Raw genomic sequence first — 16,226 nt, 5'->3', positions numbered from 1 at the left:
TCTATACTTGCGGTTCTTATGACAATGACAAAATGATTAATTATCTTTATAAATTAAAATATTTCTTGTCTGTGGCGATAAAGCAGGAATAAAAATACGTCGCGACTGACGACGCTGTACGAGCAAACCCTGATAAACACGTTTTTGTGCCTGACACATTAAGAGTCCACCAAAATAAGGCAAAAGATAGCGAGCAAATGGCTCGTAAAAAAATGAGAACAACCGCGAAAAATACCCCGTAGAGGGCATATAGTGTACAATTTCTTGTATTGGCCCAGAAACAAAATTTGTTTTTTCAAACAAACGAGTAATTTGTTGCCGACTATAGGGTTCGCCATAACCAAAGGGCGTAGTAATATTGCGCGCCCAAAAGCCAGAGCGATTAGGTACAATAACGATCAAGTGGCCATTGGGTGCTAAAACACGCCATATTTCATTCAACGTTTCAAATGAGTTTTCTGTATATTCTAATGCATGTACTAATAAAATACAGTCAACTGACGCATCAGGAAGCGGCAAATCTTCTTCAAAAACAAGCGCTGTAGCAACTTGCTCAGAACAAGGCCAAGGCGAAACACCCTGAGCAGCAGGCATAAAAGCAAAACATTGTTGGGCACGTTCACGCAATGTAGAAAGATAAGGAAGTGCATAACCCAATCCCATAATCCGTTTATCCGTAAGATCAGGCCACCATAAATTCAATTGGTCACACAGCGCCTTTTGCACACGTAGTCCAAGTGCAGAAGCATAAAAATCTTTCAGCGTAACGATATCCAACTCAACATACCATGTAGAAACAAATTTCAAACATTACAGATTTTCATATACCAAACCTATATGGACTTCTGCTTTTTTTCCGCAATAGCGAACATTTCAATATTGCATATTTTAAACTTAAATGATTAAAAAAATCAGTACAACAGGATGATTATTGCCTTACAAGCACTTTAATCATTTTTTTGGAGATAAACCCCATAGAGGTTCTTCATACACTGTTTTTGACATCAATTAAGAAAAAAGCCAACACTGGTTAATTAAAATGAAGCAATCTTTCAAGATAGTTTTTTTCTTCTTCTGAAAGATGCTCTTTACCAAGACGTTTGCGAATTTCATCCAAAATCTGCCGCGTACGCATTTGATCACTTTCTTGTGGTAGTGCCTCGCCTTCTTGTTCTTCATCTGTTTTTGAAGAAAGTGGACGTCCTAACGGATCTTTAGGACCAGAATCAGCATTTTGCTCATCTCCCATTTCTTTAAGTGTTTCGCGCATTTTTTTCAAAACATTTTGTGCACCTTGCCTCAAAGATTCCAAAGCATCAGACTGATTTTGTATAGATACCTGATGATTTCCATTATCAAGCGCATTTTCCGCAGAATTCATTTTTTCTTCTGCCCTTTTCAATGCGCCCCCTGTTTCAAATCCTCGTTCTGATAATTCTTTTTCTAATGTTGATAATTCAGATTGCAATTCAGCTTGACGTTTTTTTAAAGATTTTTTTTGTGTTTCCGGTACATTTTCTCCGCGTTTTTGTTCCATCTCTAACTGATGTGTTTCATTGAGAATTTCTTGCTGACGACGCATTAAATCTCCAAGCTGGTCCAGCTTTTCTTTCATTTGTGCAGATTGGCTTTTTTCTCCCTCATTTTGATTGCCTTTTTGCACATGCAAATGATCAAGCGTCTGTTCAACTTCCGCCAAGAGTTGTTCAGCTGCTAAAGAAGAGCCTGTTTTAGCCATTTCCTCAATTAAATTTAGCTTTTCTTGTAATGTAGCTTCAGAAAGATTAGGACTTTTTGAGCTTTTAGAATTTTTAGAAACTTGACTATCCGGTGCTTTTTCAGCCAAAGCACGAATATACTCATCCATAGCTTGACGTAAATCTGCCATAAGCCGTTCAATTTCTGCCGCTGAAGCACCGTAACGCAATGCATCACGTAAAGCAGCTTGTGCTTGTTTTAACTTTTTTTGCACGGATTCAAGTTGATTGCCTTCAATACCCAAAGCAATTTGCCATAAATAATCCACCACATCGCGCAAATCCTCGTCTGTTTGTGCTAAAGAAAGTCTTGTCCACGCACTTTGTAGAACAATAAAATGCGATGCATTTTGCAACCCCTTTTCTGGACGCACAAGCAAAGCAGAAAGCATATCAAGTACCCGCTCTCGCGCTAAAGGATTAAGAGCTAATAAACGACGCAGTTCAACCACTGCGCGTGCAACAGGATTCGAAAAAACACACTGTGGTAATATCATAACAAAAGTTTTGCTACGCCCTTTCTGCCCCGCACCATCTTCTGCCACCAAAGTAATTTTGACTTGCGAACCCGCCCATGGATGCGCTGATATATCCTGCACCATTCGCATTTTCCCCTTTCCACTACGCGGAAGAAGAAGCTCTATTTCCGGAGCATTATAAAGAGAAGAAGCACTTTTATTCTGAGGAAGAAAAGGCTCTATTTCAACAAAAGCCTTTGTCACACCATAATCATCATCCACCACATATCGTAACTCCAATGATCCTGTTAAAATCCTCCCTGGTTTTTCCAACCAATGAATTGTTGGAAGCGTGTCCTTAATTATCTGCAAATGCCATTGCTGTTTTTTACGACGTGATGATACAAATAAATTTATTGAATGCTTTAAATGTGTTTCAAAATGAACAATTGGATCATTCAAAGCTGTTTGTTCCGTTTTCTCTGAAAACGAAACTTCCCTCCCATCTTCTACAGACTTTGCTTTTACTGTAATGCCAGCCCCATTGACAACACGCACAACAACATTACTCCCTTCAGGGATTTCTAGTTGTGTTTTCTCATCTTTTGTCAAATAAATCGGTGCCACACCGGTATAAGCAGGTGGTGTTACCCAAGCATCAATCCGCATGAGTTTTTCATCAACGACAGGACGAAAATCAAAGGCATCAGCCAAACGCCCCCCTTGTGAACCAAAAGAAAAACTAAAAGCGCACACAAAAAGAAGAGCACACAAAGCCCTCAAAGCCAAAGGATCATAATCCGCACTATTAAGAGAGATAAATCCCGTTTTTAAATGGTATAATTGCTTTGCCATTCGGCGTTGATGTTCACGCCAAATAACAGCACTAAAATCTTCATCATTTTCAGAACATAAACGATCTGTCTGAATATTCAAAGGCTGATGTCTAAGATCATTGACGCGTTCAAGGCGGCAATTTACTTCCCGCATTGTGGGAAACCGAAAACGAATAAGAAAAAATAAACTCGCCCCAGCACAAATAAGTATAACCCCAAGTAAGAGCAAATGTGACCAATAGCCCAAAATACCAAAAAGTCCCAACCAGCTAAACGAACAAAAGAGACTAAGAACGAGGAAAAATGGCAACAACCGTACCCACATCCGTTCAAATGAAAGGATCCCCCACATCAAAATGCGCACACACAAAAGCTTCATTGCAAAACCTTTGATGTTTTTATTTTTCATAAACAAGCATTTATCCCCTTTTATCGTGGTGCATTAAGATCATAAACCCCATACAAAACAATTTCTAGAAAATAAATTGTTTCATCAAAGTTTAGTAAAAATAAGACCCAAAATATTTAATAATGCTCAATCTAATTTGGGCTCAATCCAATCTGGAATATGATCACAGCCTATCAATTGTGCATAATCAAGGCGTGGACGAATGACTGCATAACGCGTATCCTGAACCAGAACTTCCGGCACCAAAAGTCGACTATTATAAGTGCTTGCCATCACTGCGCCATAAGCCCCTGCTCCTGTTAACATCAAAACATCACCCGCTTTCAACACTGGTAAAGAACGTTCCAAGCCTAAATAATCACCAGTTTCACAAATAGGACCAACAATATCAGCATTAATCAGAGGGGCATCTACTGGTGTTTTTTTCACTGGCATTACATTTTGCCACGCATCATAAAGCGTTGGACGCATGAAATCATTCATCGCCGCATCAACAATAACAAAATTTCGTCCTTCCCCCTTTTTTAAATACACAACCGATGTTACCAATACACCGGCTTCACCAACAATACTACGCCCAGGTTCTAGGATAATATTGATCCCTAAAGGCGCAATATGTTTCTTTACCAGTGCTGCATACTCAAAAGGAGAAGGTACTGGATGCTGCTCATAATAACCATAAGGAATACCAAGCCCACCCCCAATATCGATATGGGTTATCGCATAACCATTATTCCATAATTGACGCACAAAATCTGCAACAATAACAAATGCATCTTCAAACGGTTTTAAATCACAAATTTGACTGCCAATATGGAGATCAACACCACACACATGAAGACCGGGCAATTGGGCTGCTTTTTTATATGCATCACCCGCCAAAGACAGTGGAATACCAAATTTATTCTCAGACTTACCTGTTGTAATTTTCTTGTGAGTCTTAGCATCCACATCAGGATTAATGCGTAAAGAAATACGAGCCGTTTTTGAAAGCGCAGCAGCCCGCGCCGATAATTGTTCAAGTTCTGGCTCTGATTCAACGTTAAAACAATAAATATCTTGTGCAAGAGCAAAATCTATTTCTCTCACTGTTTTACCAACACCAGAATAAACAATATTCTGCGCAGGAATACCAACAGCAAGTGCACGCCGTAATTCCCCTTCTGAGACCACATCAGCTCCCGCTCCATTGTTAGCTAAAAGTTGTAAAACTGCTTGATTGGAATTCGCTTTAACCGCATAAGCAATTAAACTCGGCATATCATGAAATGCATTCTGATAATCTTTAAAATGTGCAACGATTGCGCTAGCTGAATAACAATAAAAAGGTGTTCCAACTTCCCGCGCAAGTTCCAAAAGAGAAAGACCTTCAGCGTGAAGCACACCCTGATGATAAGAAAAAAAACGCATAAAAATTCCTATTGTATTAATCGATCAAGAATAAAAGGTTTATCTGTTTTGCCTTGAGAAACAAAAGTTCCTTGTGAAGAATTCACTCCTGTTGAAGGAGGTAACTCTAATGACCCTTTACGCCCACACCCAACAATACCCAAGCCCCCCAAAAGGACAATCACCAACCCCTTTAATATAATTTTCATTTGTCCTCTTTCCTCATCTCGATTTCTTTTTTACCTTTAAAATACAATCACTCAAGCGCTCACGAGACGCTTTTTCCAATACGCAATTTGCCGAAGAACCTCTGAAGACGCTGTTCCCCCAAAGCTTTTACGACTTTCAACAGATTTTTCAACGGTCAAAACATCAAAAAGTGTCGCATTGATATCAGGACAAATTGCTTGAAGTTCATCTAATGATAAATCATGAAGGCGACACTGTTTTTTTTCTGCCAATGCCACAGCATACCCTGTGATGTGATGTGCTTCGCGAAAAGGAATCCCTAAATTGCGTACAAGCCAATCCGCAAAATCTGTAGCTGTTGCATACCCTAAATCCGCTGCTTGTTTCATGGCTTTTTTATTCACTTTCAAATCAGCAATCATCCCTGTCATTGCTACTAGTGATAATTCCAAACTCAAAGCCCCATCAAACACATATTCCTTATCTTCTTGCATATCCTTTGAATAAGCAAGCGGTAATCCTTTCATCACCGTTAACAATCCCATAAGCGCACCATTCAATCGACCTGCTTTCGCTCGTACTAACTCTGCCGCATCAGGATTTCTCTTTTGTGGCATAATGGAAGACCCTGTTGAAAAAGCATCTGATAAATGAATAAAACAAAACTGTGCACTTGACCAAAGGACAATTTCTTCCGCCAATCGCGAAAGATGTGTTGCACAAAGAGCGCCAGCGCTTAAAAATTCCAATGCAAAGTCACGATCTGAAACACTATCAATTGAATTGCGTGTAGGTTCCCGAAAGCCTAGCGCTTTTGCTGTCATAAAACGGTCAATTGGAAAGCCTGTCCCCGCTAAAGCAGCCGCCCCTAAAGGCGATTCATTCATTCGCTCAACAGCATCACGCATCCGCGATAAATCTCGACCAAACATTTCAACATAAGCCATCATATAATGACCCAATGTTACGGGTTGAGCCAATTGTAAATGCGTAAAGCCTGGCATAAAGGTATCAACATGTTGTTCTGCGCGAATAAGTAATTGCTCTATCAATCCTTTTAAAGCTTGTGCTATTTTTTGCGTTGCTTCACGTACCCACAAGCGAAAATCAACAGCAACTTGATCATTGCGTGAACGCGCCGTATGCAAACGCCCTGCTACAGGACCAATCAACGCACTCAACCGCGCTTCAATATTCATATGAATATCTTCAAGCTTTCGTGAAAAAACAAATTTACCGTCTTCAATTTCTTGGCGAATAAGTTTCAAACCATGAACAATTTTTTCATAATCTGATTGTGAAATGATTTTCGTTTGCGCTAACATAGCTGCATGAGAAAAAGAACCTTCAATATCTTGTCGATAAAGTTTTTGATCAAAATCAATAGAGGCATTAATTTCTTCCATAATTGCAGCAGGACCTGCCGCAAACCGACCACCCCACATTTGGTTCTTTAACTTCTCATCTGTCATATTCTGAAAACACCCATCCAAAGGACAAAATTATGATTTTTCAAATTTTCATCAGCGAAAAAAACAATAAAAAAAGGCAACTCTCCCTTGCATTCTTTATCATTGCACTGAGTTTATACGCAACCATAAACTACGATACTAAAAGAGAATTTTTTCTTTTCAATTTCATTTCAGCAGCACAAGCACAAGAAATAAACATTAATAAAGCACGAGCAGAAAAAATGATGGCGATACGAAAAGCAGCAAAAGGCTTTTTTAGCCACATACGATTTGCTGATACGCTCTTAGATATGAATAAACTCTCTTTCAAGGATATTCAAGGAAAAGAGCGCACACTCAGCGAATTTACCGGAAAACCAATGCTGGTCAATCTATGGGCTATTTGGTGTGCACCTTGCCGCACAGAAATGCCTGAACTTGCGCAATTAAAACGTGAATTAGGTGGAGAAAACTTTGATGTCATAGCTATTAATATCGATAAAACTGCTTCTCCTGAAAAAATTCAGCAATTTTTACAAAATATTCATTCAGATAATTTGCTTTACTATCGCGATGAAACAATGGATATTTTCAACAATGTTAGAAAACAGGGGCTCGCTTTAGGACTCCCCATTACACTGCTCATTGATAAAGAAGGATATCTCATTGCTTCTTTCAATGGTGCAGCTCCATGGGCCAATGACGATGCCAAAGCACTTATAAAAGCAATCATTAAAGAAGCCCTATAACTTTAATAACCGCGTCTTTTTAAACGTTGTATAACAAGATCCAGTGCTGACAAAAAAGCAGAACGGTCTTTACGAGAAAAAGGACGGGGACCACCTATTATACTACCCTGTCCACGCAAATCTTCCATCAAATTGCGCATCGCCAAAGCCTGACCAATTGAATTTACATCAAAAATACGCCCCGTTGGCGAAAGACAAAAACCCCCAGCTTGCACAACCCGCGCTGCTAAAGGAATATCACTGGTAATAACGATACTTGCCTCATGCACATGTTCTACGATCCAATCATCAGCACCATTGAATTCACCAGCAACGACCACTCTTTCAATGAGTGCTTCATCTGGAAGGGACAAAGAACGATTTGCCACAACAAATGTCTTAAGCTGATAACGATTCATCACACGATAAACTTCATCTTTTACGGGACAAGCATCCGCATCAATCAACAAAGTGATAGCAGGCTTTATTGGGATACTCATACCTTGGCTTTCAAGTAATAATAAACTCTTTCATTCATCTGAATGTTGCAAATCCTTGCGATAAAACATTATCGCCGCGTTTATTTCTCCTCCCAAAATAAAAATTGCACTCAATATGTAGAGAAAAATAATAGCAACCATAATAGATGCCAACCCTGCATAGGTAGAAATATAATCAAACATCGTTAAATATTGCGCAAAAGCGATAGAAGCCATAAACCATATAAACATTGTCACCACTATTCCTGGTAAAATATCTATAAATTTCCGCCGCCCTGCTGGAAGCCATTTATGAACAATCAAAAGACTGATAAACAAAATAATGATTGCAACTGTATAACGCCATACACGAATAGCAGCAATATATTCAGTCATAAAAAAAGAATGATTTTGCATAATTTTGATCAACAAAGGCGCCAAAATCAATAAAAAGCTAATCACAACAATACCAACAGCTCCAAGGATTACAAAAAACAGACTTTGAAAACGACAAAACAACAAACTCCGTCGATCAGTAACACGGTAAGCTTTATTTAAAGCCGTACGCAAAGCCTCTATCCCATTAGAAGCAAAATAAGCCGCTCCAATGACAGAAAGCGTCAACACACCTCCTCGATGAATGGTTAAAACATTGACAATTTCCTGAGATAAAGGCTCTGCGATAACATCAGGCAATAACTGCACCAGTGCTTTAATTTTTTGCGGTGTATAGGTAAAAGCACCTAGAAAACGAGCAAACGATGTTCCAAAAATAAAAAAAGGGAAAAATGCTAAAAGCCCCGATAGCGCAACATGGCTTGCAAAAGCACTCCCATTATCACGCCAATAATGACTTACTGCGTCACCCAAAATACGATAGCTATACCAAAAGATATTTTTTAACAAAACTCAATACTTTCTGGTAAAACTCTTCCTCAGTCTATTTCAAGTTTTATAAAAATCATCAAAGCTCTGCAAATAAACATTTTGCAATGTTGCAATATAACGGTCAATAATCAATACGGTCAAGCCCGACTTTATACCAAAACAAAAACAATAACCCACTCTATGAAGTTCTACAACAACCTCATTTTTTTGTTACTTCTACAGATCAGTAACCTCTTCTGTACATTATATGCCCTATAGAGAGCTAAGCAAGATGATCGTGCACACATAAAACCTTTTAAAGTCATGGTTATCTGTATCGGAGCAATCGTCACTCTTTTTTATTGCAATCTATGACTGAATAAAGAAAAAACTTCTTATCGATTTCTAGAAAAAACCAGCGAAATTCAACAAAAACCCCTTGCTTTTATTCACCCTTTTTTAGAAACACTCTGACGTCCAAAATCAGGAGCATCAATTTCCTGTCCAGCATCAATAATATTGCGACGTACAGCACGCGTACGTGTAAAAAAGTTAAACAGTGTCTCACCATCTCCTAAATGAATTGCCCGTTCTAAAAAAGCAAGCCCCTCACTAAAACGGCTCAACATTTCTAAAATAGCATCCTTATTATGCAAACAAATATCTCGCCACATAACGGGATCAGAAGATGCTAAACGCGTAAAATCACGAAAACCGGAAGCGGAATAAGCAATTACTTCCGAATTTGTTACTTTTTCTAAATCACTCGCTGTCCCAACAGTATTATACGCAATCAAATGGGGTAAATGTGAAACAATAGCCAAAACAAGATCATGATGCTTAGGTTCCATCTTTTCGACACGCGCACCACAAGCTTCCCAAAACGCTGTTAATTGTGCGACAGCAGCAGCATCGCTATCCGCAAAAGGCGTTAAAATACACCAACGATTCATAAATAAATCAGCAAAACCAGCATCCGGTCCTGAATATTCCGTTCCAGCAATTGGATGCCCTGGAATAAAATGAACCGTTTTTGGCAATAAAGGTGCCATTTCCGCAATAACCAACGCTTTCGTAGAACCAACATCACTCACAATCGCTCCAAGTTTTAAATGATCACGAATGGTTTTTGCCACTTCTGCACTAGCCCCAACAGGAACAGAAAGAATAACCAAATCTGCTCCTTCAACAGCTTTTGCATTATCTGTCGTATAAAAGTCCCCAAGCTCCAATTCACGCGCTCTTTTCAGGGTTTCTGGACGACGTGTTGCAATAGAAATCTGAGCCGCAAGATTTTTCTTTTTAATCACTCTTGCTAAAGAAGACCCAATCAGACCGATCCCAATGAGTGCTATTTTTTCAAACTGAATATGGAGCATCTTTCACCTTCAAAGATTCTTTGCAAATGGCAATAAAGACAATTGTAAAATCACAATTTTCTTGTTTGTTTGTTCAAGAGTTATGCGTAAAACATTAAAAAATGACAACTAGGGAATAAAGAATAACGCAGTTTACCAATTATCACCTGCGCAAGCTGACAACAGATCACTTTACCTAGAAAACACATAAAAAATAAATGACGAGAAATCTAACATCACGCTCTAAAACTCCCTCTTAATTACTGATCAAAGCGCATCACCGAAACAAAATAAAATGCACTCTCAATTAGGATAACAACGACTCTACATAAAATCCCATCAGTTTACTTTATCTTACTAATTTTACTCACAAAAAAACACATCAAAAGCGTAAGCAGACACTAGCTCTTCTCCAATTATCCCGATACGTTCATTAATTTGTACATCAGACCTATATAAAAACGTATTACGCCTCCACCTACAACAACAACATAAGTTTCGCGAATATTGAAAACACCGTAAAACAACGCATACCAAAAGATACCATTAAAAACATTTTCCTCTCCAGATTCCGGATACCATAAATCAAATAAATATGAGAAAAACACGACCTCTCAATAAAGAAAAAGTTTGATAATAAAAACACCGAATATCCCTTTAATGGAATCACACCCCTCACGTAAAACAGAACGCCCTAAATAGAATAGATTTGGATTACAAATTCATGCGTTTGTTTTAAAAAGGCATCTCGCTCTCTAGCCTATCTCACGACAGTGTTCGTAAATGTTATAACTATAAATCTATTAAGCACGACCCTCTTCACACTTAATAAAACACTATCATTATATTTTCCTACCCCCAATGTTGCAAAAAACCTTGGAATTTGAGAGCATTCATAAGAGGCATTTTAGTGCTTTCTTGCACAGTTTTTATCCACACGCCCCCACTTATGACGTGCAAAAGACATTGTTCTGATTGATTCAATATGAAAAATAATAAATTATTAATAATAAACAATGGCTAGCTCTGTTTATGAGACACATTCATTGCTAAGATAATCATCTCTATATCAAACATAAAAGTTTCCCCATAGGTGTTGTCATTTTCATCATAATCTATTTTGACTTTCTCCTCATCCCACGAAGATTCTTAATTCATACCAATCTGCAAACAATTCATTTTCTTGTCTAAAAGATTCCTCTGGCTCACTATTTTATGTGATTCAATTAATCTATAATACATTGATTTATAAAAATAATACTTTTTTCAATTTGAATCATAACTTCGAATACTGTAAAATTCTTCCATCACAAACCCTCTTATCAATTAAAATCTCTTGTCTACACATCACAAGAAGACATGTGAGCAAAAATGATGAAAAACGCTTTCTAATGCTAAAAACTGTAGCAACATTAGAGGCTAGCAAAGTATATAATGAGTGTCGACTTGCACTTTTATTAAGCGTAAAGATAGAGTTGCTCTATGGGTTTTATATTCTTCACAAGGAACTTTACTTCTACACCATTCATAAACACCGCCGCAAAATAGATATGACGCGCATTGAAAAATATTTCTAAGAAAGCGTATGAATCTACCATACAAGTATCTTCTGTTGTTTGAGATACTCTGTTTTACATGAGGGGTGTTACTCCATTAAGACTCTATGAACCAACCTAATATTCACCAAATATCCACACAAAAAACATCGAATACATAAAATTTGATATGAGCCTCGTATCACTACCCTAAAAACAGTATTTTACGACACAACAAAATAATAAAACTGTTTCAAAATGGCCTTTTGAAAATAAACTATTTCTTTTGAAGAAAAGTTTCTATCAAGCTTTCAAGCTCCTAAAACGCATCCTCAAAAATACAAGTTCTATCAACCTCTACTTGATAGCATAACAGTTTTAATTGCTGAAAATACCTCTGTGGTATACAAAAAATAAAAAATCATTATATTTCTAGGCTGTTAAGCTGCCATCTGGCGTCGTGCAATAATTGTAAGCCCTAACAAAACTTGACGAATGATAGCTTCACCCAAAAGTGGATTTTTACGACTATCTAAAACAGCACTCTGAATTCTTTCCATTGCATAAGAAATTTGTTCTAACTTCCAATATTTTAAAGCTTGTTCAACGATCTTTTTCCGTTGAAAAAAAATGGGAGGACGTGCCTGAGAAACCACCGTAAAAGGCGAATTTCCTTCAACCTCTACCTGATAACGCAATAGCTGTAATTGCTGAAAATGCCTTTGAGCTGTACTCAAAATTAAAAAAAGTGCCCCCTGCACTGCTGCATGTCGGTTAAAATGCGCTTCAAAGCCTGATATATCGCCCAATAAAAGAGCATCAATGACTTCATCTTGAGAAAGAGCACTGACATCGCTTACAACAGCTTTCACATCTTCAAGAGTAATACGAACATTTGCAGCATAAAGACAAAGCTTTTCTAATTCACCTCGTGATACAAGGCGATCCGCCCCTAAACATTCATGCAACCATCTACGTGCATCTAAAGAAAGAGTCTTCTTAAACTGTCCTAAAACCTCATCAATCAAACCGTCAAGAGAACGCATATCATCGGCAAAACAGGGTAAAGCCATCGCTTTTGATGCTGTTTCAACAGCATTGCGCAACCCTGTTCCTTTTTTTAAATCCCCTGCCTCAATGAGAATAAAACAAGCTTCTGGTGGTTTCTCAATTAAAAGCTTTAAGGCAGCAAGAAAACCTTTTTGGTTAGCAGCATTAGAGATCCATATCAAACGATCTCCCCCAAAAAGCGATAACGTACGCGCTTCATTTTCTAAACGTGCAGGATCTTTATCAATTTCAGCAGCATCCAAACGAATTGTCGAAAATGGATCTTCTATTGCTACCCGTGTAAGTTTTACAAAACATTGTGCACGCTCACAAATAAGACCACGATCTGGCCCATAAATGAGAACAATAGGAAAAGCACGTGAAAAACGCATTAGAAACTGATCAACTTCATGTGCTTTTTTCTGAGCCACACTATTAATCCATTAACAGTTCATCATCATCAAGAACTCCCCCGCGAACTTTCTGAAACATGCCAATTAAATCATTTACATCCAAGCCCTTACGCTCTTCATGACAGACATCCAAAATCACTTTTCCACCATGCAACATCAAGGTACGATCGCCATAATCAAGAGCCTGACGCATAGAATGAGTCACCATGATAGTCGTTAATTTTTTCTCTTCAACGATTTTTTCAGTCAACCGCATCACAAAATCAGCCATTCCAGGATCAAGCGCTGAGGTATGTTCATCAAGCAATAAAACATCCGCATGTGCTAATGTTGCCATCACAAGACAAACTGCTTGGCGTTGCCCACCTGACAAACTATCCATAGGATTATGAATATATGCTTCAAGACCAATGCCTAATTGAGCAATTTTCTCTCGAAAAAATTGCCGTTTCTCATGATTTAAAGCCGCACGCAAACCACGACGACTTCCTCGAAGAGCAGCAAGAGCCAAATTTTCTTCAATTGTTAAAGAACCACAACTTCCCTCTAAAGAATCTTGAAAAACACAAGCAATCTTTCCAGCGCGTTCACTGACTGATTGCCTAGAAACATTTTGTCCATTGATAACCACTTTCCCCGTTGAGGGAAGCGTTGCACCCGCTAAAACACTGAGCAAAGTTGATTTACCAGCACCATTTGAACCAATAACCGTAACAAAACTACCCTGATCAATTTTCAGGTTAATATCAATTAAAGCCTGTTTTTCCAAAGGTGTTTGCGGTTTAAATGTGACCCCAACATGAAAAAATTCAATCACGTTTATGCCTCCTCCAATAGCGTGGCACAATAAGGGTTAAAACAACCAACAACGAAGTAATCAACTGAAGATCTGTCGACGTATCAATACCAATGCCATTTGCTTCAAATGCAAATTGCACCGCCACACGATAAAGTACAGACCCTACAATACAGCTGATTATAATCCAAAAAATATTGCGCGTACGAAAGAGAGTTTCACCAATAATCACGGCTGCCAATCCAAAAACAATTGTTCCAATTCCACCGGTAATATCTGTTGCAATCGCAGTTTGAATATAAAGAGAACCACCAAGTGCCACACACGCATTGGAAAGCCCCATTCCAAAATATATCAATGCTGATGTATGAACACCTTGCGCCGTCGCCATGCGTGGATTAGCGCCCATTGCACGCATAGCAAGACCAATTTCACTTTCCAAAAAGCGCCAAATCAAAAACGCCATAACGAGCAACACAATACCAACGAAAAGAGGACGCACAAAAATATCAGACAAACCAAACAGATTATAAAAGGGCGTTAACGCCGTATCAGCAAGAGCTAAATTAACATTAGACCCTCCCATAATTCCCATAATACGAAGATTAACCGTATAAAGTGCCGACATTGTTAAAATAGAAGCTAAAAGATTCAAAATACCAAAATGCAAATTCAACAGAGCGGTTAATAAACCAGCTACCATGCCTGCACAAAAAGCACATGCCATAGCTGTCCATGCATTAAAACCTAAAAGAATCAAGACGCCACAGACACAAGACCCAAGAAGAAATGAGCCATCAACTGTTAAATCAGGAAAGTCCAAAACGCGAAAAGAGAGATAAACCCCTATAGCCACAAACGCATAAATAAGACCTAATTCTACAGCGCCAGAAAACGCAAATATATTCATGTAAAGACAATCCCCATGAAAACTTAACGTATTTTATTGTATCAACATCCTATCAATGAAAGTCATTGAATCACTTTTGTTGCACGATCAATAACTGCCTGCGGAATAACAATCCCCGCTTTTTCTGCTGCTTTCATATCAATTCGAATGTCATTATTAGCCGCCTGCACAACATCAATATCACCAGGCTTTTCACCCTTTAGAATACGCACAACCAGCTTCCCAGCATCAACCCCTACATCATAGAAATTCACACCTTGCGTCATAAAGGGACCGCGTCCAATAGAATTAGCATCAACAGTAAATACAGGAACATTTGCTTCCTGTGAGACCTTTACTGCCCCCTCTAAAACAGAAAGAACCGTATTATCAGCGGGAATAAAAATGATATCTACCTTACCTATTAAAGCCCGTGTTGCCGCCTGAACATCTGAAGGTTTTGGTGCTGATGAAGGAATGATTTCAATTCCAACTTTTTTTGCCGCATCTTTTAACACCTTAAGTGTTGAAACAGAATTTGCTTCAGAAGCATTATAGAGATAACCAATTTTTTTCAAATCTGGTTTTACTTCTTGTAAAAGTTTAACACTTTCTGCAACATCTATACGATCAGAACTCCCCGTCATATTACCGCCAGGTTTGGTAAGCGAAGAAACGATTTTAGCTCCGATAGGATCAGAAATCGCCGCAAAAACGATAGGAATTGTTTTTGTTGCCGCAAGCATCGTTTGTGCTGAAGGCGTGGTAATTGCTACAATAACATCGGGTTTATCACCAACAAATTTACGTGCAATTTGCGTTGCTGTTGAAATATTACCCTGCGCTGATAAAAAGGTAAGTTGAAAATTTTCACCTTGCTTATAACCATTTTCTGCAAGAACATCTTCCACACCTTTACGAACGGCATCCGCAGCAGGATGGACCATAATTTGCGTTATTGCAACTTTAACGCGTTTAACTTGGTCATCTGCCTTTGCAACACTGTTCATCATAAAAACAGTTGCAATGATAATCCCTAATATATTTATTCTCTTCAACATTATATTCCACCCCTCTCCATGCAAAAATTAAAAAAAGAATAATCTATTACTGAAGAATTTTCTAAAATCAATCTTTATTTCATTTTATTTAAACATGGACAAAATAAATCAAACTAAAATGATATTTTTTTGTTGCAATTCGTAGAAGCCTACGCCATACAGACAAGACATATATCGAATCGGTAAGCGGGTGTAGCTCAGGGGTAGAGCACAACCTTGCCAAGGTTGGGGTCGTGGGTTCGAATCCCATCGCCCGCTCCATTGAATTTTGTATTTATTCTGTAGCTTGCCAGCGGGTTTTATATATTTTGCCACTAGGTTTTGTATCAATTTATTTTTTTTCAAAGTTTTTCTAAGATTCGTAATTTCTTATGAAGCATCTATTGGATTGGGGGCTTAGATCTAAGATAATAATTTTTAACTTAGACGGATTTTTACAGCCCCCGTATAAAAGATTAATTAGAAATGATGAGCAATGACTGTAGCTTGCCACTAGGTTTTGTATATTTTGCCACTAGGTTTTGTATCAATTTATTTTCTTTTACATGATTTTAAGGGGGG

At 38.2% G+C, this 16,226-nt stretch carries 13 protein-coding genes and 1 tRNA gene; 2 read left to right on the top strand and 12 right to left on the bottom strand.

Annotated features, from left to right (window positions below; translation table 11 throughout):
• Nucleotides 1-36 precede the first annotated feature (36 nt).
• The 5 genes from ACFIMX_RS04370 to argH form a co-directional block, all read right to left on the bottom strand.
• Entirely contained in the window at nucleotides 37-807 is a 771-nt protein-coding gene (locus ACFIMX_RS04370) for a class I SAM-dependent methyltransferase (protein WP_375694076.1), read from the bottom strand.
• Nucleotides 808-1,030: 223 nt separating this feature from the next.
• Complete coding sequence (locus ACFIMX_RS04365; protein WP_375694075.1) at nucleotides 1,031-3,460, bottom strand: TIGR02302 family protein; 2,430 nt, start codon at nucleotides 3,458-3,460, stop codon at nucleotides 1,031-1,033.
• 126 nt (nucleotides 3,461-3,586) lie between these two features.
• Nucleotides 3,587-4,870, bottom strand: a complete 1,284-nt coding sequence (lysA, locus tag ACFIMX_RS04360; RefSeq protein WP_375639840.1) for a diaminopimelate decarboxylase — start codon at nucleotides 4,868-4,870, stop codon at nucleotides 3,587-3,589.
• Nucleotides 4,871-4,878: 8 nt separating this feature from the next.
• Nucleotides 4,879-5,058: an LPS translocon maturation chaperone LptM gene (locus ACFIMX_RS04355; RefSeq protein ID WP_375618333.1), complete on the bottom strand. Its 180-nt coding sequence runs from the start codon at nucleotides 5,056-5,058 to the stop codon at nucleotides 4,879-4,881.
• A 51-nt stretch (nucleotides 5,059-5,109) separates the two neighbouring features.
• Nucleotides 5,110-6,510 (bottom strand): argininosuccinate lyase, encoded by a 1,401-nt coding sequence (gene argH, locus ACFIMX_RS04350; RefSeq protein ID WP_375639842.1) that lies wholly within the window; start codon nucleotides 6,508-6,510, stop codon nucleotides 5,110-5,112.
• Between the two features lie 32 nt (nucleotides 6,511-6,542).
• Here argH and ACFIMX_RS04345 point away from each other — a divergent pair, with 32 nt between their 5' ends.
• Nucleotides 6,543-7,238, top strand: a complete 696-nt coding sequence (locus tag ACFIMX_RS04345; RefSeq protein WP_375618335.1) for a TlpA disulfide reductase family protein — start codon at nucleotides 6,543-6,545, stop codon at nucleotides 7,236-7,238.
• A 2-nt stretch (nucleotides 7,239-7,240) separates the two neighbouring features.
• On the opposite strand, the gene ACFIMX_RS04340 is transcribed toward ACFIMX_RS04345, so the two are convergent.
• The 7 genes from ACFIMX_RS04340 to ACFIMX_RS04310 all read right to left on the bottom strand — a co-directional run bounded on the left by ACFIMX_RS04340 (nucleotide 7,241) and on the right by ACFIMX_RS04310 (nucleotide 15,665).
• A complete protein-coding gene (locus ACFIMX_RS04340) occupies nucleotides 7,241-7,717 on the bottom strand; it encodes a YaiI/YqxD family protein (RefSeq protein WP_375618336.1) in 477 nt (158 codons plus the stop codon).
• Between the two features lie 30 nt (nucleotides 7,718-7,747).
• A complete protein-coding gene (locus tag ACFIMX_RS04335; RefSeq protein WP_375618337.1) occupies nucleotides 7,748-8,602 on the bottom strand; it encodes a YihY/virulence factor BrkB family protein in 855 nt (284 codons plus the stop codon).
• Between the two features lie 410 nt (nucleotides 8,603-9,012).
• Nucleotides 9,013-9,942, bottom strand: a complete 930-nt coding sequence (locus ACFIMX_RS04330) for a prephenate/arogenate dehydrogenase family protein (protein WP_375618338.1) — start codon at nucleotides 9,940-9,942, stop codon at nucleotides 9,013-9,015.
• Between the two features lie 1,954 nt (nucleotides 9,943-11,896).
• Nucleotides 11,897-12,937, bottom strand: a complete 1,041-nt coding sequence (gene holA / locus ACFIMX_RS04325; protein WP_375639844.1) for a DNA polymerase III subunit delta — start codon at nucleotides 12,935-12,937, stop codon at nucleotides 11,897-11,899.
• Between the two features lie 4 nt (nucleotides 12,938-12,941).
• Entirely contained in the window at nucleotides 12,942-13,736 is a 795-nt protein-coding gene (locus ACFIMX_RS04320) for an ABC transporter ATP-binding protein (RefSeq protein ID WP_375694074.1), read from the bottom strand.
• On the bottom strand, nucleotides 13,729-14,625 hold the full coding sequence (locus tag ACFIMX_RS04315) for an ABC transporter permease (RefSeq protein ID WP_375618341.1): 897 nt from the start codon (nucleotides 14,623-14,625) through the stop codon (nucleotides 13,729-13,731). Before ACFIMX_RS04315 ends, ACFIMX_RS04320 begins: the two co-directional genes overlap by 8 nt.
• A 62-nt stretch (nucleotides 14,626-14,687) precedes the next feature.
• The gene (locus tag ACFIMX_RS04310; protein ID WP_375618342.1) at nucleotides 14,688-15,665 is read right to left on the bottom strand and encodes an ABC transporter substrate-binding protein; all 978 of its coding nucleotides are present in this window, start codon (nucleotides 15,663-15,665) and stop codon (nucleotides 14,688-14,690) included.
• A gap of 186 nt (nucleotides 15,666-15,851) precedes the next feature.
• Between ACFIMX_RS04310 and ACFIMX_RS04305 the strand changes: the two genes are divergently transcribed.
• Nucleotides 15,852-15,926: transfer RNA gene (locus tag ACFIMX_RS04305), tRNA-Gly, on the top strand.
• Nucleotides 15,927-16,226: the final 300 nt, after the last annotated feature.

It is taken from the genome of Bartonella sp. AD24XZML, assembly GCF_042196485.1.
Taxonomy (GTDB): Bacteria; Pseudomonadota; Alphaproteobacteria; order Rhizobiales; family Rhizobiaceae; genus Bartonella.
The sequence above is the reverse complement of the archived record's forward strand: the minus strand, read 5'-3'. Positions and strand labels throughout refer to the sequence as shown.

What these genes read in the sequence shown, in the direction of transcription:
- ACFIMX_RS04330 (WP_375618338.1), bottom strand. Translation starts at nt 9,942, where the DNA reads ATGCTCCATATTCAGTTTGAAAAAATAGCACTCATTGGGATCGGTCTG.
- ACFIMX_RS04310 (WP_375618342.1), bottom strand. Translation starts at nt 15,665, where the DNA reads ATGTTGAAGAGAATAAATATATTAGGGATTATCATTGCAACTGTTTTT.
- ACFIMX_RS04340 (WP_375618336.1), bottom strand. Translation starts at nt 7,717, where the DNA reads ATGAGTATCCCAATAAAGCCTGCTATCACTTTGTTGATTGATGCGGAT.
- ACFIMX_RS04315 (WP_375618341.1), bottom strand. Translation starts at nt 14,625, where the DNA reads ATGAATATATTTGCGTTTTCTGGCGCTGTAGAATTAGGTCTTATTTAT.
- ACFIMX_RS04355 (WP_375618333.1), bottom strand. Translation starts at nt 5,058, where the DNA reads ATGAAAATTATATTAAAGGGGTTGGTGATTGTCCTTTTGGGGGGCTTG.
- argH (WP_375639842.1), bottom strand. Translation starts at nt 6,510, where the DNA reads ATGACAGATGAGAAGTTAAAGAACCAAATGTGGGGTGGTCGGTTTGCG.
- lysA (WP_375639840.1), bottom strand. Translation starts at nt 4,870, where the DNA reads ATGCGTTTTTTTTCTTATCATCAGGGTGTGCTTCACGCTGAAGGTCTT.
- ACFIMX_RS04345 (WP_375618335.1), top strand. Translation starts at nt 6,543, where the DNA reads ATGATTTTTCAAATTTTCATCAGCGAAAAAAACAATAAAAAAAGGCAA.
- ACFIMX_RS04365 (WP_375694075.1), bottom strand. Translation starts at nt 3,460, where the DNA reads ATGAAAAATAAAAACATCAAAGGTTTTGCAATGAAGCTTTTGTGTGTG.